This is a genomic window from Bacillus sp. KH172YL63 (assembly GCF_011398925.1).
Lineage (GTDB): Bacteria > Bacillota > Bacilli > Bacillales > Bacillaceae_B > Rossellomorea.
The window spans coordinates 2,876,959-2,896,812 of the sequence record NZ_AP022842.1; the positions used below are offsets into that span (position 1 = coordinate 2,876,959).

At 43.9% G+C, this 19,854-nt stretch carries 20 protein-coding genes; 2 read left to right on the top strand and 18 right to left on the bottom strand.

The features are described from left to right. Nucleotides 1-29: 29 nt before the first annotated feature. The 4 genes from KH172YL63_RS14810 to KH172YL63_RS14825 form a co-directional block, all read right to left on the bottom strand. On the bottom strand, nt 30-1,895 hold the full coding sequence (locus KH172YL63_RS14810) for an LTA synthase family protein (protein WP_173106829.1): 1,866 nt from the start codon (nt 1,893-1,895) through the stop codon (nt 30-32). A gap of 395 nt (nt 1,896-2,290) precedes the next feature. Continuing rightward, entirely contained in the window at nt 2,291-3,256 is a 966-nt protein-coding gene (locus tag KH172YL63_RS14815; protein ID WP_173106830.1) for an ROK family glucokinase, read from the bottom strand. Between the two features lie 8 nt (nt 3,257-3,264). Beyond that, the gene (locus tag KH172YL63_RS14820; protein ID WP_173106831.1) at nt 3,265-3,471 is read right to left on the bottom strand and encodes a YqgQ family protein; all 207 of its coding nucleotides are present in this window, start codon (nt 3,469-3,471) and stop codon (nt 3,265-3,267) included. 222 nt (nt 3,472-3,693) lie between these two features. Next, on the bottom strand, nt 3,694-5,154 hold the full coding sequence (locus KH172YL63_RS14825; RefSeq protein ID WP_173106832.1) for a spore germination protein: 1,461 nt from the start codon (nt 5,152-5,154) through the stop codon (nt 3,694-3,696). 140 nt (nt 5,155-5,294) lie between these two features. Between KH172YL63_RS14825 and KH172YL63_RS14830 the strand changes: the two genes are divergently transcribed. Next, nucleotides 5,295-6,173 (top strand): hypothetical protein, encoded by an 879-nt coding sequence (locus tag KH172YL63_RS14830; protein ID WP_173106833.1) that lies wholly within the window; start codon nt 5,295-5,297, stop codon nt 6,171-6,173. Here KH172YL63_RS14830 and KH172YL63_RS14835 read toward each other — a convergent pair. The 9 genes from KH172YL63_RS14835 to KH172YL63_RS14875 form a co-directional block, all read right to left on the bottom strand. Next, complete coding sequence (locus KH172YL63_RS14835) at nt 6,170-7,690, bottom strand: rhomboid family intramembrane serine protease (RefSeq protein ID WP_173106834.1); 1,521 nt, start codon at nt 7,688-7,690, stop codon at nt 6,170-6,172. The genes KH172YL63_RS14830 and KH172YL63_RS14835 overlap by 4 nt on opposite strands. 205 nt (nt 7,691-7,895) lie before the next feature. Further along, complete coding sequence (locus KH172YL63_RS14840; RefSeq protein WP_173106835.1) at nt 7,896-8,075, bottom strand: hypothetical protein; 180 nt, start codon at nt 8,073-8,075, stop codon at nt 7,896-7,898. A 79-nt stretch (nt 8,076-8,154) separates the two neighbouring features. After that, nucleotides 8,155-8,937, bottom strand: coding sequence for a DUF92 domain-containing protein (locus KH172YL63_RS14845; RefSeq protein ID WP_173106836.1), 783 nt, complete (start codon nt 8,935-8,937; stop codon nt 8,155-8,157). Then, nucleotides 8,927-9,493 carry a 5-formyltetrahydrofolate cyclo-ligase gene (locus KH172YL63_RS14850; RefSeq protein WP_173106837.1) on the bottom strand — a complete coding sequence of 189 codons (567 nt, stop codon included), beginning with the start codon at nt 9,491-9,493 and terminating at the stop codon, nt 8,927-8,929. Before KH172YL63_RS14850 ends, KH172YL63_RS14845 begins: the two co-directional genes overlap by 11 nt. A gap of 106 nt (nt 9,494-9,599) precedes the next feature. After that, complete coding sequence (gene rpmG, locus KH172YL63_RS14855; RefSeq protein ID WP_064091498.1) at nt 9,600-9,749, bottom strand: 50S ribosomal protein L33; 150 nt, start codon at nt 9,747-9,749, stop codon at nt 9,600-9,602. Between the two features lie 57 nt (nt 9,750-9,806). Continuing rightward, a complete protein-coding gene (locus tag KH172YL63_RS14860) occupies nt 9,807-10,388 on the bottom strand; it encodes a hypothetical protein (RefSeq protein WP_173106838.1) in 582 nt (193 codons plus the stop codon). 6 nt (nt 10,389-10,394) lie between these two features. After that, nucleotides 10,395-11,402, bottom strand: coding sequence for a nucleotidyltransferase family protein (locus KH172YL63_RS14865; protein ID WP_173106839.1), 1,008 nt, complete (start codon nt 11,400-11,402; stop codon nt 10,395-10,397). Continuing rightward, a complete protein-coding gene (locus KH172YL63_RS14870) occupies nt 11,399-13,717 on the bottom strand; it encodes a glycosyltransferase (RefSeq protein WP_173106840.1) in 2,319 nt (772 codons plus the stop codon). Before KH172YL63_RS14870 ends, KH172YL63_RS14865 begins: the two co-directional genes overlap by 4 nt. Further along, nucleotides 13,714-14,415: a DUF4912 domain-containing protein gene (locus KH172YL63_RS14875; RefSeq protein ID WP_173106841.1), complete on the bottom strand. Its 702-nt coding sequence runs from the start codon at nt 14,413-14,415 to the stop codon at nt 13,714-13,716. Before KH172YL63_RS14875 ends, KH172YL63_RS14870 begins: the two co-directional genes overlap by 4 nt. Before the next feature lie 352 nt (nt 14,416-14,767). Here KH172YL63_RS14875 and KH172YL63_RS14880 point away from each other — a divergent pair, with 352 nt between their 5' ends. Beyond that, nucleotides 14,768-15,115, top strand: a complete 348-nt coding sequence (locus KH172YL63_RS14880; protein ID WP_173106842.1) for a helix-turn-helix domain-containing protein — start codon at nt 14,768-14,770, stop codon at nt 15,113-15,115. 73 nt (nt 15,116-15,188) lie between these two features. Here the strand turns inward: KH172YL63_RS14880 and phoU are convergent, their stop codons facing one another. The 5 genes from phoU to KH172YL63_RS14905 form a co-directional block, all read right to left on the bottom strand. Continuing rightward, nucleotides 15,189-15,848 (bottom strand): phosphate signaling complex protein PhoU, encoded by a 660-nt coding sequence (gene phoU / locus KH172YL63_RS14885; RefSeq protein WP_173106843.1) that lies wholly within the window; start codon nt 15,846-15,848, stop codon nt 15,189-15,191. A 91-nt stretch (nt 15,849-15,939) separates the two neighbouring features. Continuing rightward, the gene (gene pstB / locus KH172YL63_RS14890; protein ID WP_173106844.1) at nt 15,940-16,746 is read right to left on the bottom strand and encodes a phosphate ABC transporter ATP-binding protein PstB; all 807 of its coding nucleotides are present in this window, start codon (nt 16,744-16,746) and stop codon (nt 15,940-15,942) included. A 39-nt stretch (nt 16,747-16,785) separates the two neighbouring features. Continuing rightward, nucleotides 16,786-17,664 carry a phosphate ABC transporter permease PstA gene (gene pstA, locus KH172YL63_RS14895; RefSeq protein ID WP_173106845.1) on the bottom strand — a complete coding sequence of 293 codons (879 nt, stop codon included), beginning with the start codon at nt 17,662-17,664 and terminating at the stop codon, nt 16,786-16,788. Nucleotide 17,665: 1 nt separating this feature from the next. Beyond that, the gene (gene pstC, locus KH172YL63_RS14900; protein WP_232066201.1) at nt 17,666-18,571 is read right to left on the bottom strand and encodes a phosphate ABC transporter permease subunit PstC; all 906 of its coding nucleotides are present in this window, start codon (nt 18,569-18,571) and stop codon (nt 17,666-17,668) included. Nucleotides 18,572-18,696: 125 nt separating this feature from the next. Beyond that, nucleotides 18,697-19,632, bottom strand: coding sequence for a PstS family phosphate ABC transporter substrate-binding protein (locus KH172YL63_RS14905; RefSeq protein WP_173106847.1), 936 nt, complete (start codon nt 19,630-19,632; stop codon nt 18,697-18,699). Between the last annotated feature and the right edge of the window lie 222 nt (nt 19,633-19,854).

Here is a 19,854-nt window from a genome sequence, read left to right on the forward strand (position 1 = left end):
AAACTTGCGAATCACTTCGCAAGTTTTTTTCATTGCTTTAATTCAGTTTGGCCATAAAAGCGGAGCAGATCGCCGTAAATGATACGATCAGAGTATTCAAGCTCCTGAGTAGCCCGTTCTTTATATGGCTCACAGTACTTCATATCCGTTTCTTCCTCTGTTTCCTTACTCCAGCACGCTTCTCCTGCATACACATAATCTTTAGTAATGAAGCGCCCGTCACGGAGTATTGCAAGATCTTCGTGATCATCAGAGAAGATATCCGAACCGAATTGAATGTCTTTCTTCGTGTCGATACCAAGCAGATGCATGATGGTCGGTTTCAAATCTACCTGTCCCGAAATCTTGGAAATAGTCTTCCCTTCTTGTCCGGGAATATGAATGATCATTGGCACCTGCTGCAACTGTGTGCTTACAAACGGGGTAATTTCTTTACCCAGATATTTACTCATCGCTTTATTGTGATTTTCAGAAATACCATAGTGATCTCCGTACATAACGATAATCGAGTTGTCATACAAACCTGACTCCTTCAAGTCTGCGATGAAATTCTTTACAGCTTCATCCATATAACGGACTGTTTGGAAATATCGATTCACAGTACCGTCATCTGACGTAAAGGGATCGATGTACTTATCCTCTTCGTCAAGCGTAAACGGATAGTGATTGGTCAATGTAATCATTTTCGTGCTGAAAGGTTGAGGCATAGCTTTCATATGTTCGACCGACTGATCGAAGAAGGGGATATCCTTCATGCCCCAGTTTACGGAATTTTCTTCGGTCACATCATAATCGGGCAATGAATAGAAGCGCTCATAGCCTAACGAATCATACATGATGTCCCTGTTCCAGAAGCTTTTATTGTTCGCATGCATGGCCGTCGTGTAATAGCCGTTATCATGGAGCTTTTCAGTCATGGATTCAAACTCATTTCCTGAATGGGTAAAGAATACTGCTCCGCGATTCAAAGGATACAGTGAGTTGTCGAGGATAAATTCAGAATCCGATGTCTTCCCTTGCTGTGTCTGGTGGTAGAACTGATCGAAGTAATAGCTTTCTCCGATAAAATCATTCAGGAAGGGTGTGATTTCCTGGCCATTCATTTCACTGTTGATCACAAAGTTCTGGAGGGACTCAAGGGAAACAATGATGACATTTTTGTCTTTCGCTATACCGAACATATCCTCATTCGGCTCGAGATAGCTCGCTCTGACATAGTTATCGATGTCCGCCAATTCACTTCCATCTGCCATCGCTCTCTGGGCGGATGACTTTGATTGCAGGAAAAGGTCATACACGTGATAATTGTACGTCCCTAAATTTTTGACAAGCATTTCACGATCGAATGTTCTTGTCAATAACTGGGGCCGCTCAGACTCTGCCAACCCGAGGTTGAAGAAGACGAGTGCGGTTGCAACGAGAAAATAGGCCCGGCGATTGACTCTCGTATAATTTTGAGCAGAAAACCATGACGGTTTGATTTTTACGATTGCAATCAAAATGAGCACATCTGTGAAGTAGAATAAATCCTTCCAGCTCATGATGGCACTTGCACTGGTGCCTAAGTCGGAAAAATTGCTCGTCTGAAATAATACCGGCAGTGTCAGAAAATCATCGAAGAAACGGTAAAACACAACGTTTCCATATAGGATGCCGGAGAGGATAATGCTTGTTGTGATGATGAATCTCGTCCGGGACTTATCTCTTTTGAGCAGTAAGCCAATCCCGAAGATGAATAATAAGAAACTAAGTGGATTGATGAATAGAATAAGTTCCTGCAGTGTGTTTTCTATTTTTATATCAAAACTAGTTTTATAGACAATGTATGTTTTCATCCACATCAAAAGTGCAGCGATGATGATCAGCGGCAGCTTTATCATTTTTCTTTCTTTCATTGAATCAACCTCCTTGCTACAAACGATTCATGCGTATGTAACACTTTAAAATTTAATCTGAAAATAAGGAAAAATATAGAAATAACCTTGCCCTATCTTAATCCTTTTTTTACAAACAGTCAAACCGATTTTCATCTTTTTCTTGTATCATGATAAGTTAAGCTCTATTCACTTACCCATACTATTAGACGAATGAAACACGATAAAGTTTCAAAAAACACGTTTTTTTCAAAAACAGTCCCATAGTCGTTAGGTATTTTTAACCAATTATTGCTTCAATTAATTTTTTCCTATCTTTAAAATAAAAAAATCCGAACGCATTCGGATCTTCACAAAGGAAATCGAATGATCGTTCGGATTTTTCTTTAAAAATGTTAGCCGGTCTTTCCCTTCACTTAGATCTTATTCTTTACGAGCCAGGCTGCCCCGATCACACCTGCATCATTACCGAGGGTGGCGATGCCGAGATTGGTCGATGTGCGTACTGTAGGGAAAGAAAACTTCTCAAAGTATTTTTTAACCGGATCAAGCAATATGTCCCCGGCCTTCGAAACCCCGCCGCCGATGACGATTTTCTCTGGATTCAAGCCGTTTCCAAGGTTTGCAAGAGATAAACCGAGGTAAAACGCAAGTTGATCAATGACCTCAAGGGCAAGGGCATCTTCTTCACGGCCCGCATCAAAAATATCCTTCGCACTGATCATTCCCTGTCCTTCCCTCATGTCACGAAGTACGGAAGCATCAGTGGTTGCATCAAGCTTTTGATTTGCGAGGCGGACGACACCTGTTGCTGAAGCCACGGTTTCCAAACAGCCGGTCTTTCCACAATTACACTGAAAACCGCCTTCAGGTACGACTGTGATATGACCGATTTCACCACCTGCACCCTTCACACCGTGCACAACTTCACCATTGGTGATTACGCCGCCGCCGACTCCTGTACCAAGGGTTACACATACAAGATCCTTCGCACCATCCCCGGCACCTTTCCACATTTCACCTAAAGCTGCACAGTTCGCATCATTATCGATCACTGCATACAAGCCGGTTTCCATCTCAAGCAGATCCTTCAACGGCGTATTTTTATCCCAGCCTAAGTTGACCGCTTCGTAAATGATTCCCTTTGCCATGTCGACAGGACCAGGGGCACCCATGCCGATACCGGCCAGTTTTTCTTTTGTTAAATCCAATTCTTCCAGTTTTTTATCAATCGCTTTTGCAATATCAACAATGATGTTCTTACCATTGTCAGATGTGTCTGTGGGGATTTCCCATTTATGTAAAAGTTCACCGTATTTGCTTAAGAACGCAATTTTGGTAGTCGTTCCTCCCAAATCTACTCCAACCAACCATTTATCCATCCTATTCATCACCTGTCCTGTTTTTCTTTTTCGATTTGAATCTCATGACGCAACAATAACAAAGCTGTTTGAAAATCACGTGTATCGATCAGTTGAGATTGATAAAGTTCTTTTAATTCGCCTTCCATCAGTTGCAGGTCGGAAAGACGATGCCCAACATATATAATCGTTCCATAACTTTTCAGCAATTGTTGGATATCATAAATCGTTTTCATGCCATACACCTGCTTTCTATTCTTCCTATTAAAGTATAAGTGAAAACCCTTTTCTTCTCAATAAAAACAAGGGGCAAACGCTTTATCCACCAAAGCACGGATTTCACTATCGACACCTTTCATGGCTCCATGCAAAAAAATCCGAATGATGATCAGACCTTCTCTGGAGAAAATCGGATCATCATTCGGATTTCATTCACCCCAACCTAAGCTTGCACCACGTTATCTGTCGGGGTCTTTCGGATGTAAAAACCGGGGGCGCCTGTTCTTAAGAGGCATCGGGGATCGTAAAAATACATCCCGGAATGCCCGGAAATTGAACGGAATAAACGGCCACATGTACGGGATATCAAATGAATTCATCCTTGATAGCATGATAAGCCATAATAAAACCCCGACGACGAAGCCGTACACGCCAAACAAAGCTGTACATACGAGCAAAAAGATTCGTACGAGCCGGTTGGCAAGGCTCATCTCGTAGCTTGGGGTGGAAAATGTCCCGATCGCCGCTATTGCCAAATAAAGAATGACTTCATTAATGAAGAGACCGACTTCCACCGCTACCTGCCCGATCATCAGGGCAGCCACGAGACCGAGTGCCGTTGCAAGGGAAGAAGGGGTATGGATGGCCGCCATCCTCAGGATATCGATTCCCACTTCAATGATGAGGAATTGAAGGAACAGGGGCACCTCCCCCACGTCATTAGGTCCCACATAGGCAAGCGCCTCCGGCAGAAGCTCCGGGTGAATCGCGAACAAATAATAAAGGGGTAAAAGGAATATTGAAGACCATACCGCTATGAATCTGACAAAGCGCAGGTATGCACCAACCGATGGTTTATTCCTGTATTCCTCGGCATGCTGAAGGTGATGCCAGAAGGTCGTCGGCGTGATGAGCACGCTCGGTGAGCCGTCCACCATGATCAGGACATGTCCTTCATATAAATGAGCAGCAGCCGTGTCAGGCCTTTCGGTATACCTGACGAGTGGATACGGATTCCAATGCCTGCCCGCAATGAACTCCTCCAGCGTCTTTTCCCCCATCGGCAGTCCGTCTGTGTCAATTTTGGAGAGGGCATCTTTGATTTTATGTACCAGGGTCGGATCAGCGATATCCTCGATATAACTGACGACAATGTCCGTCTTCGACCTTCTCCCTATCTGCATATATTCCATCCGGAGAGACGGATCACGTACCCTTCTTCTCGTAAGGGCAGTATTGAAAACAATTGTTTCCACATATCCATCCCTGGATCCCCGCACGACCCTCTCGATATCGGGCTCCTGAGGTCCTCTGACCGGATAAGTACGTGCATCGATTATGATGACTTTATCTATGCCATCTACCACAAGGGCAGTCGGACCTGCCAGCACGAGATCGATCACCTGATTGAGGTCGTCCACCTGCTCAATCTCTATGTACGGAATATACGTTTTCAACAGCTTTTCAAGCGTATCTTCATCTAACTGTTCGGGACTGAGGCCCGCTAAGAATTCCATAAGATAGTGCATGATATCATCTTTCACAAAGCCATCCACTAAAAACATCGCCATTTTTCTCTCAGCATACACAAGGTCCAATTGTATGACATCAAAGCTTTTATCAACTGCGAGGGTATCTCTTAAATAATTGGTGTTTGCTTCAATCTGAGTAGAGACAGGCTTTTTCTTTTCATTTGACATCAGCCTTCACTCCAGTACCTTTACATGATTTTCCATCCTTACCATCCTTGACAACGATGTTTGAAATCATACATCCAATCATATTCATACCGGTATTCTCATATTATGTACAAAATGGACAAACCACTGGAGTGAACCCAATGAAACAAAGATTAAAAGGCGCGATGCCTTTTCTCGTGATCATGTGTGTACTCGCCCTCGGGATTCAATTCATCTATAAACCCGAGAGCAGGGAAAGCATCATATTCTTCCCTATCAATCAACATGTCCTCTACGAGAACGCCTCCACCATCCTCATGCTTGAGCCGGAGAAGAAAAACGATCACTACGAAACGAATTGGAAAATATCTTCCAAACTCGATACACCTGCATATTTGCGTCAGGATGTCGGCTTTATATATATGAATGGGCGATTGAAGGGTCTGATGAATGAGTGGGAGCAGGATACAGATCAAATTGTGGAGGAATCGGCCATTAAAGGCAAAGAAAGCAGCCTGCTTCAAGCCGTCTCCTTCCATTACTCGGAAATTCATGATTCAGATACAGACTTTACAAGTGCGCAAAAAATGACCGAAGACACATTATATGTGATAGACTCCAACTTCAGTCCGTTAAATGCTTTCCGAGAGCCTGCAACCCAGGCTGAAAGGGAGTGGAAGAACATACTGGACAAAGTGACAGCCCAACAGCTTGATTATTTATGGGAGAAGGCAGTCACCTCTTATAAGATACTGCTTGAAGAATACGTCACCTTCCCTTTGACCCGTCTTCCTGCCCTTGAAGAACAGCCTGTTTCAGGCTTCACGCAAGAAGAGTGGGACCGAGTGATCGGTAACCTGTGGGAAGGTCTTTATAAAAACTATTATCTGGGAATCAAAAAAGAGGACGGCTCCTCTATTGATTCAATAGACAGTGCCATCCCCCTCATCATGGTAAAAAAAGACCGGTCAGAAGTCCTCGTGCTGCTCATCGACCAAAACAGTGAAGCGTCCCTGCTCAGGCAGCAGATTTCCCTTTAACGCTCTTCCAGCTGCTGATACAGCCTCTCATATTTTTCATCCTGCCTATGTAATTCATAGGCTTTTTTTGCGTGGATGAATGCTTCCTCCATTTGCCCGCCATCGAGGAGAATGAGCGCAAGATTGTAATGGGCTTCATGAAAATCCTCATCTTCCTTGATCGCTAGTCTTAAATGCTCCTCGGCAGCTGTCAGCTTCTCCTGCTTAATTTCGGCAAAGGAGAGATAGAAATACGTATAGGCATTCGGTGAACCATCCTTTACGACAGGGGTCAGCAGTTCTTCCGCATCCTTCCATTGTTCGTTGGAGATCTTTTCCTGCGCAACGCCGTTCACAGTGTCGATATCCCATGAGAGGGAACCTGCTCCAATTCCATTCCAGAACACCCCTCCGATAAGAAGGATCGTCCCCGTCAGGAACATCAACTGGCGGAATGGGCGGAAAGCTTTAGGAAGGCTTACGATACCCGCTCCCAGGAAACCTCCGATCAATCCACCGATATGGCCTGCATTATCGATTCCGGGTATCGAAAAGCCGAGAACAAGGTTTAATAAAATGACGGCAATGATATTCGTACCCATCGTCCTGAAAAATATTTTAGGATACAACACGCCAAAATATAAGAGTGCACCAAAGCAGCCAAAGATCGCTCCGCTTGCACCGGCGGACAGGCTGGATGTAAACAGGAAGCTTGCAAGGGAACCTGTTATACCTGAGAAGAGATACACGAGAACGAATCGGAGACGCCCGAACATTTTCTCCACTGCACTTCCGAGATAATATAAAGCAAATGTATTCATGAGCAAATGCAGGAACCCGATATGGAGAAATATCGGAGTCACAAGCCGCCACCATTCACCCTCAAGCATCAAGGGGTTGTATTTGGCACCGAACTTTATGAGGGTTTGCGGATCTTTGCTGCCCCCATTCAGTTCAAGGACGAAAAACATGATCAATTGGACGGCAATGAAGAAATATGTAAAGAAAGGCTTTCCTCTTTCAAACAGCTGTCTTTCCTTTTGAACCTGCTTTTGTGATGCCGTCATGGACATATTTTTCATCCACTCAATATTGGCTTCAAGCACATCCGAAGGGAGATCCCATTCTCCTTGTGAAAATAGCGGATCGCTTTTCAACGGTTCACCCGGCTCATTACCATGAAGCAGGAGAGGCTGGACGGTCGTCTTTTGTCTCAAGACAGTGTCTTGGAAAAGTTCAGAACCGCCATCCACAGGCGGATAGGTTGAAATATAAATGCTCTTCACCTTCAGCTGCCTTTTCCTCAATGATTTCCGGATTTTTTCCCCGTTCATGGCCGTATGTTCCAAATCACGTTTAACCCAGTTCCCCCAGTCCAGGTCTCTTCGAACGATCCGTACGACGTCCCCCTCTTTCTCCCCTATATTCTCCAGCCATATCTCATGATGGTCCTCTGAGAGCGTAAGAATGCGATATTGTTTATATTCTATTAAATGATGGGCCACCTTCCAAAATAAATAATGATATCGTAAGTCCACAGAATCCACTACTTTCTATTCGGGCTGTTGTCTCGGGTGGCGCCGCTTACATGATGCGCACACCTATTACAGTCTTACTTTATGCTTTCCATTGATTCGTATGAATCTATCTTCGTTATTCCTTACTATACCGGACCCCTTCTCACACTGTAAAATAAAAAGGCTGTAAGGGAAGTGTTCCACACCCCTTACAGCCTTTTGGACATTAACCCCTAAAAGCACCTTGAATGAACTTCGAGCGAAGGGCAGGTATTCCCATCGCTGCTTTCACGGCAAACTTGCGGATCATGAAGTTACCCAGGACTACATTCAATAATCGATAGCGGTTCGGAATGAGGAAAAGAACCAATCCGCCCAAAACAATCCATTTTGTCCATCCGTTCATATTGATCCCTCCTACCGCTAGTTTGGATCAAACACCGCCTCATTATCCAAAACATTCATATAAAAATACAAATGTCTATTCACCAATACACACACAGCATGATCACACCTGCGAACATGCTTGAAAGGGCATTGACAACTTCATTATTCATTCCATAGCCTTTCGTCCTGATCGTTTGCCGTTCACAATGTCTGGTGGCTTCAGTCTGCATCCCGCACACCTTACATCTGTATGCCAATTGTACGGTCGCCCCGAGGAACGTATCCATCAGGTTACCGAGGAAACCTGCCAGCGTGATCCACAAAAACAGACGGAATGTCATCCCATCCAGCATAAGGGCGGCGGTAATCGAGATGAATGCTGCACCCAACAGGGCCGCGCATGTACCGATAACAGAAACGGCGCCTGATGTCCCTTTTGGCACCCTTTTGAACGTCCTGAGGGAAAGTGGGAGCTTTCTGCTGAGGGGACCAATTTCTGAAGCCCATGTATCTGCGTTTGCCCCTGCTATGGCAGCGACAAATGCATATGTCCACACGTCCTCTCCCGTTACAGTAAAGAAAAGGGCAAACAAAGCGGCAGGCCCCCCGTTTGCCAACACCTGCTGCCAATCCCTGCTGGCCGTCTTCGCTAGCCGGTCATCGATTCCAATCTTTGAGAACTGAAAGAGGCGCGACCACAAACTTGAAGAAAGAAAAAAGACCCCTAATACGATCAAGCCGTAGACACCGTATGCATATCCGATGATGACACCGACGACGACGGCCATCCATGCACCTGACAAACGCAGATGGGCGGTTCTCCAACCTCCCCATGCTACGGCAGAAATAAAAATCAGGAGATATAGCTGATCAATGCCCATCATCCATTCGTTCCTTTTCGGTCAGTATTGTTTTCACAGGCATATCGAACGCTTCAACCGGGAGCGATTCGACCATCTGCTCTTCAAAGGCAAGAGACAAAGTCAGCCCCCTATAGTCAGACAGGAGCCGGTCATAGTACCCCCCGCCAAACCCGAGGCGGTACCCTCTCCTTGTGAACGATAAGCCGGGCACGATCATGAGCTGGATTGAGTCAAGTTGAACCGGACTCGTGTGATCCGGAGAAGGCTCGTATAAATCAAAATAGGATCGTTCCAATTCACGGAAATCTTTCAGCTCATAGAACACCAATTGGCGATTTAGGGGAATACATTTTGGAACCGCAATCCTTTTTCCTTCTTCCCAGCCCCTCTTAATGATATTCCATGTATTAATCTCAGGGCTCTTTGAAACTGTCACCCCGATTGTGTCACTCGCTTTCCATTCTTCTGAATGAAACAGACGCTGTTCTATTTCAAAGCATTTCTGCTGATAGATAACTTTATTCAATGTATTTAACTTTTGGAGCTGAGCTTTTCTTAGCTCTTTTTTCGACATCACATCCACCATCCTCACTTACTATTTTAATGGATTAGAAACTGAAATAGAATGTTTATAGGATATGAAAAAAAACAAAAAAAAGCAGCGGATAAAATCCGGCTGCTTATTTCGTTTCGCGGTGAAGAGTCACACGCTTTAATTTCGGGCAATATTTTTTTAGCTCAAGGCGGTCTGGGTTATTACGCTTGTTCTTAGTAGTAATATAATTACGCTCACCAGTTTCTGTGCAAGCTAAAGTAATGTTTACACGCATTATAATTTCCCTCCAAACATATACATCATCTACTATTCATACGACTTTTATATAATATCACTTTTCTCGGGGAAATGCTAGTCCGTTTTTAATTCTATCGCTTAAATTTGAAACCTCTTCTTCCAAAGCCCCTTCAATTGCATAGACTTTGCCCTTTTTCACTTCAAAAGGCTTAAAGGAAAAGTCCAGCATATAAACCATCATATTGGGTCCATTCGTAATGGGATAGTAGTAAAGGCTGCCATTTGAAAGAGATTTTTTCCAAAGGTGGAGTCCTTTTAGATTTAACGGGTATATGGACTTTTTGACCCCTTGGGCGCAAGAGACAATATTTGTAATGGCAATACGCTTTCTGCAATAATTCCAAAATGTATCCTTTGATAAAGACAGGATCCCTACCCCATCCTCTTTACAGCCGAGCCATTCAATCAGGAAAAAAACCTTCAGTTCCTTTGTTTCTTTCGTGATATTCTCCATCTCAAAAGTGAAAGCTTCTCCCCAGCCTTCGACGTGTTCAGTGATTTCAACTTTTATACCTGTTAACTGGGGTACATTGTCTGACGAAAGCGGGGTATACTTATTATTCTTGCTCCAGGCGATTCCTTGGATATGGAATTTACAATTTTGAATCTCCTTCATTTGCCTCTACACCTTTTGCCAGATTTTTATTTTCTTTCCATAATACCTTGCGAGTTCCAGCGCAAGATTCCTTCTTTGGGCCATGGAATAAATAATGAAGCCTCGATTCGGGTCACTGATGATTCTCGTACTTCCTCCATCTCTATGTTGAAAAATCACTTCCTTTTTGCTTGTGGAAGATGGAACTGTTTCGAGTAATTTCGCCAGGACCATTGGCTTTTTTCCGTTTGGACAGGCGACTTGAAGTCTCGTGACAAAGGGCTGGAAGGATTCTTTGGATTCAGTGAAGCTTTTTTTAAAAGAAGGATGGGAAAATTGCCCCTTCATCAGGTCTTCCCTGGCTCCCTTGTATTCTTCAGGATTACCTATATCCCGCCAGTAAGCGCTCGTCTTATACACGTATACCTCTTCATCATTATTTAAAAGCTGGGGGATGAAATCCTGACCAAAATCCCTGATGCCTTTATTTGAATAGCGTTCAAGGAGGATCGGATCCAGCATATAAACCCCTGTATTCACTTCATTCCCTTCCCACTCCTCGGGCTTCTCGATGAAGTCAACCAGCTTACGGTTCCGATTGGTGTGACATACCCCGTATTCTTTCGGAGAAGCCACATCCTTTGATACGACTGTCATCACTGCCTTTTTCTCATAGTGAAATTCAATGACTCTGTCAATAGGAAGATTCGTAAACGCGTCACCACTCAGCACAAGAAAAGGTTCACGGAATCGGTGACGGGCCAGAAAAAGCCCCCCCGCAGTTCCGAGTGGGGATTTTTCTTCAAGGTAGGTGATATTCACATTGAACGCTTCGCCGTTTTCAAAGTATTCTTTGATGGTTTCACTTCTATAACATGTCGTGATCAGAATATCCTTAATCCCATATGCTTTAAGGAGGTTGATGCTATATTCCAGAATCGGCTTATTCATAATCGGGACCATCGGCTTTGCAATGGACATCGTATATGGCCTTAACCGCCTGCCTTCTCCACCTGCCAATATGACCGCCTTCATCTTTTAAGACCTTCCACTTTGAATTGAAGGATGACATCTTCGTAAACATGGATGGTTTGGTCTGCAATACGGTCCCAGCTGAACATGGATTGAGCCAATTTGAATCCATGTTCACCAAGTTTTTCAGATTTTGTTGGATCCTCAATCAAGGAAACGACTTGAGCGTAAAGGCTGTGATCCTGGTTCGGTTCAAATAATAAGCCTGTGCTGTCATGTTTGACGATGCTCTTTAGCCCTCCCGTGTTGGACGCGACGACGCCTTTACGGAAAGCCATCGCCTCTAAAGCGACAATCCCGAATGGTTCATAAAGACTCGGGAAGATGACCGCCAGGCAATTCTTCAAGTAATCATTCCGCTCCCTGTCGGAGATGTATCCGACGAAGGACACCATATCCATCAGGTTTCTTTCCGCTACCATTTGACGATAGTGTTCAAGCATCGGACCCTTTCCGGCAATTACAAAAGAGGTGTCTACCCCTTCATCCTTCAAACGGGCCGCTACCCGGATGATCGTATCAAACCCTTTTTCATGTACCATCCTTCCAATTGAAAAGAAATATGGTGTTGATGTCTTTTTCATCTCATATGGAGAAGACTGATCCAGCTTTTCAAGCTCGACCCCATTTGGGATCACGGCAATGGGTGCTTCGATTGTAAACAGGCTTTTGATTTCATCTTTCATATGCTCACTGCATACGATAAGATGGTCCGATGCTTTCACAAGAAGCTGTTCTTCACGGTGAATCTTGTGTTGGAGTTCTGTATAGATCCCCTGGTTCCGTCCATGTTCCGTTGCATGGATCGTAGTAATCAAAGGAAGTGAAAAATACTCCTTCAGTTTCATGGCAGATGTCGATACGATCCAATCATGGGCATGGAGATGGGAGATCCGCTCCTCCCTGATTAAATCACTTGCGTAGTGAATGAATGCCTGATTGAGATCAAATACCCATTTAAAGAAATCTTCTTCATATGGATGAAGCGGGTGGACCCGGTGAACCGTGACCCCTTCCATCACCTCGAGGGAAAGTGCATCATTCGCCTTGGTTGTCAAAACATGAACATGCTTGCCCTTTTTCACAAGATTATTGGCTAAATCATACACATGCCTTGATAATCCCCCCACAATATTCGGTGGATATTCCCATGAAAGGATGAGAACTGCCTCTCCGTTTGCTCTTTCCTCCACTTCTTCCGCATCTCCAGCGAACAGCGCGGCCAGGATCTCATCAGACGGGATGGCATTGATCCCTTTTCTGTGGAGAAGGAAATGTTCATCGCCCTTCCCGTCCATCAATTGTTGACGTAACCGGTCGTAATGCACGGTGGATATACCGTCGACTCCGTTCACCCCGTCCATGGAGGTCATCCATTCCCTCACCAGCTGATGAGTCAAATCAGTCTGATCAGACGATGAAATCAACTGGTCGAGTTCTTCTTCCATCTGATGGACTTTTCGTATATTCCTGATTGCTTCATCGGACAAAATCGTCGTCTGCTTCTCCATACCAAGATATCCAAAGCCCACTCGTGAAAGTGAAGAGGTCAAATCCTGCCATTCTTCCAGTGAACGGAAGGGGTTCTCTGCCATAGGCCTGGTTAACCCTGCATAATCTGCCCCGGCGCTTATCATGGTAATCGTCAGGACGGAGGAACCGTTGCTCTCTTGTGCCACTGGCAATAGCTTCAAGCCCCTTGGTGACCGTATGATGGGTGCATCGTGCTCTTTTTCACTATGTTCATAAGAAAATGTAGAAATGAAACTGTATTGAATTCCTTGCTGAGTGAGATATAAGTCGATTCCTGGGACATACGCCGCCTGAGGCAGCCAGAAGGTTTTCGGTGTCATTTGGAGATGATGTCTATATAGTAATATACTCAATCTAATCTGTGACTCTATGGCTCGTGGCGTACGGTAATGAGTCAGTGGAAATGCATTTACCGTGGTTGGGATGAGGACCGCTTTCCCGTCTGCTACGAGCTTTTTAAAGGCTTGTACGAGGTTCATTCCATTCGCGGTCCAATGAGAGTAGATTAACTGCCACTTGCTCTTCTCACAAGGATCTGCTTGAAGGAGGTTGGCTTGAAGATTCTTTTGGGCGCTTTCCTTGAATCCCTTATCCATGAACAAGCTAAAGAGCCTGGGATTCACGACGACAGGAATGGGATTCCCCTCATTTTGTTCAAGGAAGTCGATCAATTCCCCGCATTCAATCAGTAATGCAGAGAGCTGATCCTCACGCCCGGTTACTTGTGAAAATGCCAATTCGTTAAATTGTGGATGAATCATCATCGTTGAACCTGATTCCATCATGCTTTCCCCTCCCGATTCATGACATAGTACGAGTAGGTACTCACATGCTCCACCCACTTCGGTTCTTGAATGAATCCTTGCTCAAATTCAGTTAATTCTTTCATGCTATGCCATTCCTGATGATGAGACGTTCTTGGCGTGTGGATGACATTTGAACGGCTGATGGCGATGAAATCACCGGCAGGCAGACGCAGTCCCACCTCCATGCAGTAGCTCCTGTTTTCCTTGAGTCCATTTACGAACCACTCCGTCTCTGTATGGGGCACGTATGTATCTGTATAAGCGTGATGATTGTGTCCATTAAAGGCTATGGAAGTAATATCGTACAAACGCAGGACGTATGGCTGAGGGTCAGTATTCATATTGAAATGATTCTGTATATGGCGGACCCATCCAGCGGGAATATCCCAATAGCAGTAAATTCTTGAAGGCGTCGAGAACGTTACTGATACTCCTGAAACACGGCGGCTGCCATCCTTACGATCAGCCATCTTCCTCCCGAACGAAGCCCGCCCGATACGCTTTTTCGATACTTGCGGCTCCTTGACTTCTATCTCAGCGGTAACCAATCCACTTCCAAGTGCTTTATGGTATTTCACCCATTGATATTGAACTTTCCCTACAGTCGTACCCAGCTCCTTGGCAATCTTCCTGAACGACACTCCCTGTTCTTTTAACTTAATGATGTCTTCAATCAACACAATACCTCCCATAACGTAACCAAAGTTTATATGCATTTCATCTAAAAATTATGACAATTCATCTTAAATTAATCGTACCACCCCATCATGGAACCTACAATGAACACATTTTGTCGTATCTTGCCAACCCTCGTTTTAACAGCGTTTATCATGCATTTTTTTTCCGAACGATGAATGAAAAATCAAATTAAAGCGGTTACATATCCAACCCGACAATTTTCTTAAATTACGGAACTGTAACATTCGACAAAAAACTTGTTTTTGCTGCAGATTTATCCTCCAATCTTATAGAGATACATGTCTATCTGTGCTATAACTAAAGGAGAATAATACAGCAAGAGGTGATTGAGTGGAATTACTATTCATTGGATTAGTAAGTTTCTCTATCCTGTTACTCCTCATTTCTTTTTTCCAAAAAGACCGGTATCGTGAGATCGAGAAGGAAATCGAAGAGTTGTCAATGAATGTCCTGCAGGAAAACTATCAGTTAAAGAAAAGGCTCCGTGTTCTTGAAGAAGAGCTGATGATGGATGGGGATGCTCCTGTGAAGAAAAGAACGTCAGTCAGGAACCCGATACATGAGGTTGTAAAGAATCAAGTGCTGGCTCTTCACCAGCAAGGTATTTCAATCGATCAGATTGCGAAACAGTCTGCCCTTTCAAAGTCAGAGGTCCAGCAGCTCATTTCAAAAATGTGACCGGGTTACTCTTATTGATCCCATAAAGATGCAAAAAAAGCTGTCCGTGATGGACAGCTTTTCTTCTTACATTCTATTCATTCAGGTCGTAGCGACGGCCTTTTACAAGGTAGAATACACCTTCAGCTATGTTCGTTGAATGATCGGCAGCTCTTTCAAGGTAACGGCATATGAATGAAAGCTGGGTGATCTGAGCGGTGAATTCCGGTTTTTCTTTATTAAGCGTCAGAAGTTCTACGATCGTCTCTCCATATAGGTCATCCACTTTGTCATCCATATCGGCAATTCTCTTGGCTTTCGCTGCGTCCTCTTCTACAAATGATTCCAATGTAAGCTGGATCATTTCAGACGTGATCGCATGCATTTCTTTAATATGATGAATCGGTTTGATAAGCGGCTCATTCCCGATACGAATCGTTGATTTTGCAACATTCACTGCAAAATCTGCAATTCTCTCAAGATCTGATGCGATTTTTATCGCAACGATGATCCTTCTCAAATCGGTTGCGACCGGCTGCTGCTTGGCGATGGTCAGGATAGCCAAATCGTTGATTTCCTCTTCAAGTTCGTCGGCCTTTTGATCGCCCTCAATGATGGCAAGTGCCGTATCAACGTCTTTCTCCTCTAGTGCGATAATACTTCTCTTGAGTGCATCATTTGCGATATGACCGAGATCCATCAACTTTGTTTGCAGCTCTTTTAAATTTGCATCAAATTGTCCTCTGACTGACATTGTCTTACCCCTTCCCACATACTGTTCATATTCATGTACATATGAGGATAAATTAGCCGTCGCGGCTGCATTATCCTCCTTCTGATAGAAATTATCCGAAACGCCCAGAAATATAATCTTCTGTACGTTTATCTGATGGAGTGGAGAAAATCTTATCCGTTTTATCAAACTCTATGACTTCCCCGTTCAGGAAGAATGCTGTACGGTCAGAAATCCGGGCAGCCTGTTGCATGTTATGAGTGACGATGATGATGCTGTAGTCTTTTTTCAACTCTTGCACAAGTTCCTCAACCTTCAGAGTTGAAATTGGATCAAGTGCAGATGTCGGCTCATCCATTAAGATTACGTCAGGCTCGATCGCGAGACATCTAGCGATACAGATACGCTGTTGCTGACCACCGGACAGTCCATATGCATTCTGGTTCAGGCGATCTTTCACCTCATCCCAGATGGCTGCACCCCTCAAGCTCTTTTCCACAATCTCATCAAGGATTTTCTTGTTTTTGATTCCGTGGATACGAGGGCCGTAGGCGATATTATCGTAGATTGATTTCGGGAATGGATTTGGCTTTTGGAAGACCATCCCGACCTTGGTGCGAAGTTCTTCTACACGATATTTACTATCGAAGATATTACGGTCCCGATAGATGATATCCCCTGAAGTCTTGACGCTTGGAATCAATTCAATCATACGGTTCAACGTCTTGATATACGTTGATTTACCGCAGCCTGAAGGGCCGATGATGGCTGTCACTTCATTTTCCATAATATCAAGATCGATATTCTTCAATGCGTGGTTTGTCCCGTACCATAAATTCAATTGTTTCGTTTGATAAACCGCTTCTTTCGTCCCCATATTTTCAACCGTGTTATCTTTTTTTGTGATTGTCGTCTGCATAATTGAAAGCCTCCTTCATCCATTTAAAACCCGTGAATCCTAGTATCTATTTTGAAACTTATTCCGAATGAACACTGCAACTGAATTCATGAATAACAGCAATACCATCAATACAATGATCCCCGAAGCTGCTACATGATGGAATTCTTCCTGCGGTCTCTTCGTCCAGTCATAAATCTGCATTGGTAGAGCCGTGAAGGTGTCCATGAGAGAGCCTGGTGTAAAGAGTAATATGGTTGGAACCCCGATGACAACGAGTGGAGCCGTTTCTCCAATCGCACGTGAGAATGCCAGGATGCTTCCTGTCAATATCCCAGGGATCGCTGCCGGTAATACAACCCGCAATATCGTCTGCCATTTAGTCGCACCCATCCCATATGACGCGTCACGCAATTCCTTCGGTACAGAACGGATTGCTTCCTGTGCCGCAACAATGATGACCGGCAAGATCAAAAGACTCATTGTCAAACCTGCAGCAAGCACGCTGTGCCCCAGGGCAAATGCACGTGCAAAAATGGTTAATCCGAGGAGACCGAATACAACGGAAGGTACTCCTGCCAAATTTGAAATATTGATTTTGATGAATTTATTGATCCGGTTTTGCTTCGCGTATTCTTCAAGATACACCGCTGTCCCCACAGCGAGGATCAATGAAACGGGTACAATGACTGCCATCAACCATAGAGATCCGATTAATGCAGCATAGATCCCTGCTTTCTCTGGAAATCTGGACCCCATATTTTGAAGGAATTCCAGATCTAAATAACCAGTTCCTTGAGTGAGTAGCCGATATAGAAGTACCGCCAATACGATGAGGCCAAAAGACGTGGCGGCCAGGAATACCCATTTAAATATTCCATTGATTGATAGTCTGGACGTCATCTTTTTCTTGACGTTTTCCTGATTGATATGCTTCATATTAATACTCCTCTCTGAACCGCTTAGAGATGTATTGGGCAAGCAGGTTCATCACCAATGTAAAAACAAACAGGGTGAAACCTACTGCGTAGATACTATAATAGATAGTCGTACCATACCCTGCGTCCCCGGTACTTACTTGTACAATGTAGGCTGTCATCGTCTGGATGGAGCCTGTCACATCCCAGGTAAGATTTGGTGTAGCACCTGCGGCAACGGTTACGATCATCGTTTCACCGATGGCGCGTGATATCGCCAGCACCACAGAAGCGACGATTCCTGAGACAGCCGCCGGCAGTACGATTTTCATGGCAACTTCAAACTTCGTTGCCCCGATCGCCAGTGCCCCTTCACGGATAGAGTTCGGAACGGACGCCATTGCATCTTCTGATAATGAAGCAATCATCGGAATGATCATCACTCCTACGACGATTCCTGGACTTAATGCATTGAAAATTTTCAATTCGGGTATCATGCTCTGCAACACTGGTGTGACAAATGTAAGAGCAAAGAATCCGTACACAATCGTCGGAATCCCCGCAAGAATCTCCAATATCGGTTTAATGATTCTTCGAGAACGATCTGATGCGTACTCACTCAAATAAATGGCGGATGCAAGACCAATCGGCACTGCAACCAAAACAGCGATCCCGGTAATCTTCAGCGTCCCTGAAATAAGGGGAAGAATACCATAGCTCGGATTATTGCTTGAGAACGGGTACCACTCACTCCCTGTGATGAAATCAAAGAAAGGAACCCTGGAAAAGAATTCGATTGTTTCAAAAATTAATGTTAATACGATGCCGATTGTTGTTAAAACTGAAACCCCAGCTATTGTGAACAGTATCCAAGGAATAGCTTTTTCAGTTTTGTGATTCAGGCTCTTATTACTCTTTTGTTCAATCATCTCAGAAACTGAGTATGATTTCGTTGTACTTGAACCCATATAGTGCAAACCCCTTTCATCCACATAACAAGATGAGAAGCAAGTAATCGCTTCTCATCTGTTATGAATAACTTTTGCTGAGCTACTTACTTAAGTTCTTCTAATTTAGATAAATCTTCTTCATAAATGCTGTCTTCGAGTTTCACATATCCGACAGCTTCTGCCATTTCACCTGCGTTTTCAAGCGTATATTTCATGTAATCGTAAGCTGCTTCATTCTCTTTCATTGACTCGTTTTTCGCATATACGAATAGTGGACGGGATAGTGGAGAATACTCTCCGCTTTCGATTGTTTCGTTATTCGGCTCAACTCCGCCAACTTTAACAGCTTTCAGCTTATCTTTGTTTTCAAGGTAGTAAGCATATCCGAAGAATCCGATCGCGTTTTTGTCTCCTGTGACACCTTGTACAAGAACGTTATCATCTTCAGAAAGCTGGATGTTCTTCTTCACCATATCTTGTTCTTCTAAGATGACTTCATCAAAGTAATCAAATGTACCGGAATCTGTACCAGGAGCGTAGAATTTCACTTCTTCGTCCGGCCATTCAGGGTTGATGTCTGACCATTTCTTTGTTGTTCCGTCTTCGATGAATAGTTTCTTAAGGTCTTCAACTGTCATATCTTGTGCCCAGTCGTTTTCAGTATTTATAACAACAGTTAAACCGTCATTTGCAATTTTAAATTCAGTGAAATCAATACCAGCTTCTTCTAGCTTTTGCTTTTCTTCGTCTTTTATCGGACGGGATGCATTTGAAAGATCCGTTTCACCTGCGATGAACTTTTCGAATCCTCCGCCAGTTCCGGATACACCGATTGAGACTTTAACATCCGGCTGCATTGCAGTGTATTCTTCATTTACAGCTTCAGCGATAGGAGCTACTGTTGAAGAACCATCAACTTTTACACTGCCAGATAGTTGTTCCGAATCTGAACCTTCTCCAGCTCCATTTGATCCACATGCTCCCAGTAGAAGAGCTGAACCAACCATTGCTGACATTGCTAGATACTTAAAGCTTTTCATTCCTAAATTCCCCCTAAGAAACTTGGTTGTTTTGTCCTACGAGTAATAGATTAATAGATGAGTGTTAATTGGGTTTTAATCGTTTGTAAAGGTTTTGTAAATTCGACATTTTTCATCATATCCGCTTGATTCCTTCAACGATAATAACCCTCAAAACCCTTATGAAACCTAGTATTTGATAGGGAAGGAAAAATTATGTGCAGACTTTTTAAAAAAGGAAAA